Source organism: Actinomadura kijaniata NBRC 14229 (assembly GCF_001552175.1).
In the GTDB taxonomy this organism is placed as follows: Bacteria; Actinomycetota; Actinomycetes; order Streptosporangiales; family Streptosporangiaceae; genus Spirillospora; species Spirillospora kijaniata.
Genome location: NZ_BCQR01000278.1, coordinates 1 through 7,862 on the forward strand (window position 1 = coordinate 1; position 7,862 = coordinate 7,862).

At 73.2% G+C, this 7,862-nt stretch carries 8 protein-coding genes; 6 read left to right on the forward strand and 2 right to left on the reverse strand.

From position 1 onward, the window contains the following. The 5 genes from AKI01S_RS47205 to AKI01S_RS47225 all read left to right on the forward strand — a co-directional run. The coding region (locus AKI01S_RS47205; protein WP_174567482.1) for a PP2C family protein-serine/threonine phosphatase at positions 1 to 572 on the forward strand (572 nt) is incomplete at its 5' end. After that, on the forward strand, positions 569 to 1,894 hold the full coding sequence (locus tag AKI01S_RS47210) for a VWA domain-containing protein (RefSeq protein ID WP_067833278.1): 1,326 nt from the start codon (positions 569 to 571) through the stop codon (positions 1,892 to 1,894). The genes AKI01S_RS47205 and AKI01S_RS47210, both read left to right, overlap by 4 nt. A gap of 3 nt (positions 1,895 to 1,897) precedes the next feature. Beyond that, complete coding sequence (locus AKI01S_RS47215) at positions 1,898 to 2,626, forward strand: FHA domain-containing protein (RefSeq protein WP_067833282.1); 729 nt, start codon at positions 1,898 to 1,900, stop codon at positions 2,624 to 2,626. A 368-nt stretch (positions 2,627 to 2,994) separates the two neighbouring features. Then, positions 2,995 to 4,512, forward strand: coding sequence for a GlnX family signal transduction membrane protein (locus AKI01S_RS47220; protein WP_067833286.1), 1,518 nt, complete (start codon positions 2,995 to 2,997; stop codon positions 4,510 to 4,512). A gap of 16 nt (positions 4,513 to 4,528) precedes the next feature. Further along, positions 4,529 to 5,380 (forward strand): glutamate ABC transporter substrate-binding protein, encoded by an 852-nt coding sequence (locus AKI01S_RS47225; RefSeq protein WP_067833288.1) that lies wholly within the window; start codon positions 4,529 to 4,531, stop codon positions 5,378 to 5,380. Positions 5,381 to 5,407: 27 nt separating this feature from the next. On the opposite strand, the gene AKI01S_RS47230 is transcribed toward AKI01S_RS47225, so the two are convergent. Further along, on the reverse strand, positions 5,408 to 5,761 hold the full coding sequence (locus AKI01S_RS47230) for an STAS domain-containing protein (protein ID WP_067833291.1): 354 nt from the start codon (positions 5,759 to 5,761) through the stop codon (positions 5,408 to 5,410). Positions 5,762 to 6,146: 385 nt separating this feature from the next. Here AKI01S_RS47230 and AKI01S_RS47235 point away from each other — a divergent pair, with 385 nt between their 5' ends. Next, positions 6,147 to 6,818, forward strand: a complete 672-nt coding sequence (locus tag AKI01S_RS47235) for a lysophospholipid acyltransferase family protein (protein ID WP_067833295.1) — start codon at positions 6,147 to 6,149, stop codon at positions 6,816 to 6,818. A 280-nt stretch (positions 6,819 to 7,098) separates the two neighbouring features. On the opposite strand, the gene AKI01S_RS47240 is transcribed toward AKI01S_RS47235, so the two are convergent. After that, positions 7,099 to 7,668, reverse strand: a complete 570-nt coding sequence (locus AKI01S_RS47240; protein WP_067833300.1) for a hypothetical protein — start codon at positions 7,666 to 7,668, stop codon at positions 7,099 to 7,101. Between the last annotated feature and the right edge of the window lie 194 nt (positions 7,669 to 7,862).

Consider the following 7,862-nt stretch of genomic DNA (forward strand, 5'->3'; position numbering starts at 1 on the left):
CCGTCCGCAGCGCCGCCGACGCGGTCCGCGGGCTCGCCGCCGACGCGTCCCGCGGCGCGGCCGGGGACGCCTCGCCCGCCTGCACGTTCGTCGCGGCCGTCGCGACCGCCGACAGCGTCACCGTCGCCTGGGTCGGCGACAGCCGCGCCTACTGGCTGCGCTGCAACGACGACCGCCTCCTCACCCGCGACGACACCTGGGCGGTGCGGATGATCGCGCGCGGCGCGCTGACGCCGGAGGAGGCGTGGGCCGACCCCCGCGCGCACCTGCTGACCGCCTGGCTCGGCGCGGACGCCGACGTCGTCGAGCCGCACGTGGCGACGTTCACCCCGACCGCGCCGGGCGTGCTGCTGGTGTGCAGCGACGGGCTGTGGGGCCACCTGCCCGAGCCCGCCGACCTCGCCGCCGTGCTGGACACCGTGCCCGACCCGGCGGGCGCGCCGCTGGCCGCCGCCCGCGCGCTGGTCCGCGCCGCGCTGGACGCCGGAGGCCACGACAACGTGACCGTCGCCCTCGTCCCCTACCCCCGACCCCCGGAACCGGCCGAACCGACCAGGGAGACCCCCCGATGAGCGACCTCCCCGAGCCCACCACCCCCGACTTCGGCATCGAGATCGACCAGAACCCCTACCTCCCGGCGGGCGGCCGGGAGATGCACGCCATCGTCACGGTGCGCGCGACCGGGCCGCGGGTGCGCGCGCCCGCCGACGCCGCCGAGGTCGTCATCGTCGACACCTCCGGCTCCATGTCCTACTCCGGGAAGATCGCCGCGGCGCGGAAGGCCGCCGCGGCGGCGCTGGGGGAGCTGCGCGACGGCGTCCGGTTCGCGGTGGTCGCCGGCGCCAACGAACCCCGCATGATCTACCCGCCGGACGAGCGGCTGACCAGGATGGACGCCGGTTCCCGCAAGGCCGCGCTGGCCGCCGTCAAGAAGCTGGAGGCGGCCGGCGGCACCGCCATCGGCTCCTGGCTGAGGCTGGCCGGCCGGCTGCTCGCCGAGCAGCAGGGGGCGATCCGGCACGCGATCCTGCTCACCGACGGCAAGAACCAGCACGAGTCCGCCGCGCAGCTCGACCAGGCGCTGAAGGAGTGCGAGGGCAACTTCACCTGCGACGCGTTCGGCGTGGGGACCGACTGGGAGGTCGCCGAGCTCCGCAAGATCTCCTCGGCGCTGCTGGGCACGTTCCTCGACGTCAGCCACCCCGACGACCTCCAGGCGCACTTCCGGGAGATGGCCGGGCGGGCGATGGACAAGACCGTCGGCGACGTCGCGCTGCGGGTGTGGACGCCGCAGAACGCCACCATCCGCTTCCTCAAGCAGATGGAGCCGGTCGTGGAGGACCTCACCGACCGCCGCGCCGTCTCCGGCCCCCAGACCGGCGACTACCCGATCGGCGCGTGGGGCGACGAGGACCGCGACTACCACCTGTGCGTGGAGGTGCAGCCCGGCGACGTCGGCCGCCAGATGCGCGCCGCCTGGGTGCGGCTCGTGGTCCCCGAACCCGACGGCGGCGAACGCCTGGTCGGCCCCGCCAACGTCCTGGCCGAGTGGACCGACGACGAGGCCAAGTCCACCCGCATCAGCCGCCGCGTCGCCCACCACACCGGCCAGTCCGAGCTGGCCGAGGCCGTGCAGAGCGGGCTGGAGGCCCGCCGCCGGGGCGACGAGGAGACCGCCACCGCCCGCCTCGGCCGCGCCGTGGTGCTCGCCCGCCAGGTCGGCAACCGGCAGATCTCCGAACTCCTCGAACAGGTGGTGGACATCGTGGACGAGGAGTCCGGTACCGTCCGGCTCAAGCGGGATGTGGACAAGGCCGCCGAGATGTCCCTCGACACCCGCTCGGTCCGCACCGTGCGGACCGGTGGTCGCCGCCCCCCGAGCACCGGGAGCTGAGCCATGCCGCGTTGCCCCAACGGACACGCCTCCGCCGACGACCAGTTCTGCGAGGTGTGCGGTGAGCTCGTGGAGGGAGCCCGGCGCGCCGACCTGTCGGCGCCCTCCGGCGCGGGGGAGACGGTCGGGGACGCGCCCGGCGAACCCGCGGGCCGGCGCGAACGGCCGCCCAGGGTGCTGCCGCCCCGGCCGCCCGCCGAGTCGTGCCCGATGTGCGAGACGCCGCGTTCGGGCCGGTTCTGCGAGGTGGACGGCTACGACTTCGAACTGCGGACGATCCCGCCGCCCGCCCCGCCCGAGCCGATCCGGTGGATCGCCGTGGTGACCGTCGACCGCGCCCAGTTCGAACGGGTGCTCGCGCAGGAGGGCCCGGACGCGTCCGCGCTGCGCTTCCCCGAGGCGCGGGTGCGGCGCGAGATCCCGCTGCACGGCGGCAAGGTCCTCATCGGGCGGCGCAGCCTCTCGCGCGGCATCGACCCCGACATCGACCTCGGCGAACCGCCCGCCGACCCCGGCGTCTCGCACACCCACGCGGTGCTCGGCGCCCGCGCCGACGGCACCTGGGACCTGGTCGACCCCGGCTCCACCAACGGCACCACCGTCAACGACGCGACCGAGCCGATCGAGGTCGGGACACCCGTCCGCGTCGGCGACGGCGACCGCATCCACGTGGGAGCCTGGACCACGATCACCCTGACGGCCGTCCTCCCGTCCGAGGAGGGACCCCGATGACCCGCCCATCGCCGCGCCTCCGGCGCGACCGATCCCGCCCCGCCGGTTCCGAGACCGCTCGCAGGCTCCCGATCGTGACGTTCCCCGGTCCGGACCAGGAGGCGCCATGACCGTGCCCATCGCCACGCCTCCGCGCGGCCGGTCCCGGCGCTGGAACGCCGGGTCCTCCCTCGTCGCTCACACGATCGCTCGCAGGCTCCCGACCTTCACGCTCCTCCGTCCAGAGCAGGCGGCGCCATGACCGTGCTGATTGCCGCGCCTCCGCGCGGCGGGTCCTGGCGCTTGGGCTCCAGGTCTTCCCTCGTCGCTTTCAGGATCGCCCGCGAGCTCCCGATCTTCACGCTCCTCAGTCCAGACCAGGCGGCGCCATGACGACACCGGCAACCGAGACCCGGCATCCGGCGGTCCCCACCAAGCGTCCCGAGCCGCCGGCCAAGCGGCCCGAGGCGCGGGTGAGCCGCCTGGTCACGTTCGCGCGGGGCCGCTGGCTGCGGACCGTTCCGGGACGGATCCGGCTGCTGACCGCGCTGGCGATCGCCGCCGTCGCGGTCGTCGCCGCGGTGGTCGGCGGCGCCGTCGAGAACGCCCGCGACGGCGTGCGGACCATCGGCCGCGACGCCGGTCCCAGCGTCGTGGCGACCGGCGACCTGTACTTCGCGCTCAGCGACATGGACGCGCAGGTCGCCGACATCCTGCTGATCGGCCGCGAGCACTCGCTCGGCATCGGCCGCCAGGGGTCGCTGCAACGCTACGAGCAGCGCCGCGCCGAGGCGGGCCAGGCCGCGATCAAGGCGGCGCAGCTCGCCGGCAGCGACTACCGGCGGCAGCAGAACGTCCGGGAGATCCTGGACGGCCTCGGCCGCTACGAACGCCTGGTCGGCGAGGCCCTCACCCTGGCCGCGCAGGACGACCGGCCCGCCGGTCCGCCCCGGGACGCCGTCATCGAGGTGTACCGGCAGGCCACCGACCTGATGAAACTGGAAGTGCTGCCCAAGGCGTACAACGTCACACTCGACAGCGGCGCGATCGTCCGGCAGTCCTACGAGGACGAGCGCGGCGCGGTCCTCAACGGCCGCAACTGGGTGCTGGTGACCGGCGTGGCGGCGCTGCTGGTGCTGCTCGGCCTCCAGCTGTGGCTGGCGCGGGGCTTCCGCCGCCTGGTCAACCCGGCGCTCGCGCTGGCGACGATCGCCACCGTCGTGCTGGTCGCGGCGGGCGCGATGATGCTGTCGGCGCAGGCGGGGCATCTCAAACGGGCCAAGGTGGACGGGTTCGACTCGCTGCTGACGCTGTCGCGGGCGCGGGCGCTCAGCCACAGCGCGTTCGCGGACGAGAGCCGGTTCCTGCTGGACCCGAAGCGCGCCGACACCTACGAGCAGATCTACCTCGACAAGGCGCTGTCGGTCCTGTACGTCGACCCCGACCCGGGCAGGCCGGTCAACCTGGAGAGCTACTACCCGGCCGTGGAACGCGACCTGAACGCCTACCGGGGCACCCCCCGGACCGCGCGGTTCCTGGGCTTCCTCGGCGAACAGGCCCGCCGTACCCGCACCACCGCCCAGACCGGGGCGCTTGGCCGGGCGCTGCGGGACTACCGGGCCGTGCTGCGCAACGACCAGCGCATCCGCCAGATGGTCCAGAAGGGGGACCGTGCCGGGGCGATCAGGCTGCGGATGGGGCGCGACTCGGGCGCCATCCGCGACTTCGACGCCTTCGACTCCGCGCTGGTCGAGCTGGCCACCGAGCACCGGCGCGCGTTCGACCGGGCCATCACCGGAGCCGAGGGCGGCCTGGACGGCTGGCAGGCGGTGCCGCTCGGCTCGGCCGTCGCCATCGCCGTGCTGGTGCTGGCCGGGGTGCGGCCCCGGCTGGCCGAGTTCCGCTGACCGCAAGGAGCCCACGATGCGCGTTCCCCGTCCCGCCCTCCCCCCGGCCGCGCTGTCGGCGGCGCTGCTCGCCGCGACCGGCGCGGTCGCCGGCTGCGCGCTGACCGACCCCGGACCCGGATCGATCCTCGACAAGATCGAGAAGCGCGGGTCGCTGGTGATCGGCGTCAAGGAGGACCAGCCCGGTCTGGGCGAGAAGAAGAACGGCCGCTACCAGGGCTTCGACGTGGACGTCGCCACCTATGTCGCCGGCCAGCTGGGCGTCCCGCCGGAGCGGATCACGTTCCGCACCACGCCGTCGTCGCGGCGCGAGCAGGCGTTGCGCGACGGCGAGGTGGACCTGGTCTTCGCGACCTACTCGATCACCCAGCGGCGCAAGAACGTCGTCACCTTCGGCGGCCCCTACTACGTCGCGCACCAGGACACCCTGGTCCGCGCCGGCGAGAACGGCATCGACAACGTGCGCGACCTCGGCGGCCGCAAGATGTGCGCGGTGGAGGGCTCCAACTCCTGGCGGCGCGTGGTCGAGGAGCGCAAGGTGCAGGCCACGCGCGTCAACGCCGCCAACTACGGCGAGTGCCTGCGCAAGCTCACCGCCGGGGAGCTGGACGCCATCTCCACCGACGACCTGATCCTCGCGGGGATGGCGGGGACCGGGGCGCCGGTGAAGATCGTCAACGCGCCGTTCACCGACGAGAAGTACGGTGTCGGGCTGCGCAAGGGCGACCTGGCCGGGTGCGAGGCCGTCAACCGGGCGCTCACCGAGATGTACCGGACCGGGACCGCCGTGAAGCTGCTGGACAAGTGGTTCGCCAAGGCGAAGCTCAAGTCGAACTACAACGTGCCGCAGTTCGAGGGCTGCTCCTGATCCCGGCCCGGGGACCGCGGACGGGCCTCAGTCGGCGGTCGGCACCGGGAGGGCGCCGATCGCCTCGCGCAGCGTCTCGTACACGGGGATGTACCGGTCCACTCCGGTGATGCGGAAGACCCGGGCCACCCGCTGCGGCGGAGAGAGCAACGCGATCGGGGTGCCGTGTTCGGCGGCCCGCTTGTTGGCCGACACGATGGCGTTCAGCCCGGTGGAGTCGCAGAACGTGACCTGCCTGAGGTCCACCACCGTCGGAGCGCCGGTATCGATCACACTGGACAGCGCCTCCTCGAACCGCTCGCGCGACACCACGTCGAGCTCGCCCTGGACGCGGACCAGGGTGCAGCGCTCGTGGTGCATGAAATGTACGTCGAAGTCCATTGGCCAACTCCCGCCCCGGGTTGTATCAGGACCCCGCTACCCGCTTCCGGTGACCTCCCAGGATCCCCCACCGCGCCGGGTCTGCCAACCCGGCCGCGGTGGTCCCCCGGCGGCCGCCTCCGGGCGTCGGCGGGTGACCTGCGCCTTCGGTAATGCGCCGGAAAGCTACCGTCGAGAAACTTACTATTGGGTAAGAAATGGTGGACGGATTCGACCCGTCGAGAAGTCACTAAGATCGCGAGTTGGCGTGGTATATCTCACGAGCCCGCCGCGCGACCTGCGTGAACGTAATTCGTGACACACCCGGACGGCGGAAAGACAGCCGTCGCAACCGAGGCCGTTCCGCGCAGCGGTTACAGTGTCGGTGCGGAATTCAGGAGGCTGGGTGTTCTACACGTTCATGTCGCGCGTCGTCGCGCCGATCCTGCGACTGCTTTTCCGGCCGCGGGTCGAGGGCGTCGAGAACGTCCCGCACTACGGGCCGCTGATCGTGGCCAGCAACCACCTGTCGTTCATCGACAGCTTCATCATCCCGCTGTCCATCCCCCGGCCGGTGACCTACATCGCGAAGGCCGACTACTTCGAGGGCTCCGGGCTCAAGGGCCGGTTCGCGCGGTGGTTCATGACCACGCTCGGGCACGTGCCGGTGCAGCGCGGCGCGCAGCGCGCCGCCATGGGCGCGCTGGAGCAGGCCGTGGAGATCCTGGACAACGGCGGCGCGTTCGCGATCTACCCCGAGGGCACCCGCTCGCCCGACGGCCGCCTGTACCGGGGCCGCACCGGCGCGGGCTGGCTGGTGCTGGCCTCCGGCGCCCGCGTGCTGCCGATCGGCCTGACCGGCACCCAGCGGATCCAGCCGATCGGGGCGAAGTGGCCGCGGTTCCTCGGCCCCCGCCCCACCGTCCGCATCGGCGCGCCGATCGACTTCTCGCACTACCGCGACCTGCCGCCCGCCAAGGCCCGCCGCGTCATCACCGACGAGATCATCACCGAGATCCAGAAGCTGTCCGGCCAGGATTACACCGGCACCTACAACGAGCGCGCCAACCAGGCCTGATCCGGCCCGCCCCGGCCTGACCGGCCCCGCCCGGGCGGGCGCGGGACCGGCGGCGGACGCGCGACGCCATCGATCCCGCGGGTTCCGGGCGCACGCCCGGCTAGGGCCTGTTTCAAAGTGGGTCTCAGCCACGCACGCGAGCGCGTTACCTGACCTGCGGGCCCGACGCCGGAGGCGAGGGCCCGCAGGTCAGATCGCGCAGCGATGTCGCGCTCGCCAAGACCTGGTGAGGTGCGAGCCCCCGGGGCGAGCGCCGTGGGCCAGGGCTTTGAAACACGGCCTAGTTGCCGAGGGACGGCGGCTCGCGGTCCTTGATCTCGGTGCCCGCCTGCTTGGACCGGTCGCGGAACGCGTCGATCGCCCCGCCCACCGTGCCGATCTCCGCCGGGTTCAGGTTGCCCGACCGCAGCTTCTCGGTGAGCCCGTTGACGCTGTTCCACAGCGCGTCCAGCGGCTGCTTGAGCGCCTTGCACAGCGTGGGGTCGTCGTCGACGAGCTTGCGGGCGGCGTTCAGCCGGTTCAGCGCGAACGCGCCCGCCGCCGCGGCCTTCACCATCGCGGCGGTGCGGCCCTCGGCCCCCGACTGGAACGTTCCCGCCTGGTACGGCTTCCAGATCCACCGGTGGAACGCGCCGAACGCCAGCCCCGCGTCGGCCGCGAACCGCGTCTTGGCGAACTTCTTGTTCTGCTCCGACGGGCACGCCGCCGGCGAGGCCGACGTCGTCGCGGCCGACGTGGTGGCGGGCGACGAGCCGTGGGCCCCGCTGGTCACGGCGCTCCTGTCGTGCCCGCCGCACCCGGCCGCCACCAGCGCGACCAGCGCGACCAGCGCAAAGATCTTTCGGACCATCCCTCTCCCCCCGATGCTCCCCGGAAGTTTCGGCGCCCGACCACGGAGCGCAACCGGCCTCCTACCCACTTCGCGGTCTTCGCACGACCGGCTCGTCCCCAAGGTGTGTCGCCCGCCCCGGAACGCCCGAACCGCACCGTAGGGTCGGCCGCATGGCGCACAGGCTCTTCCCGATCACCGCGCTGGTGCTGGCG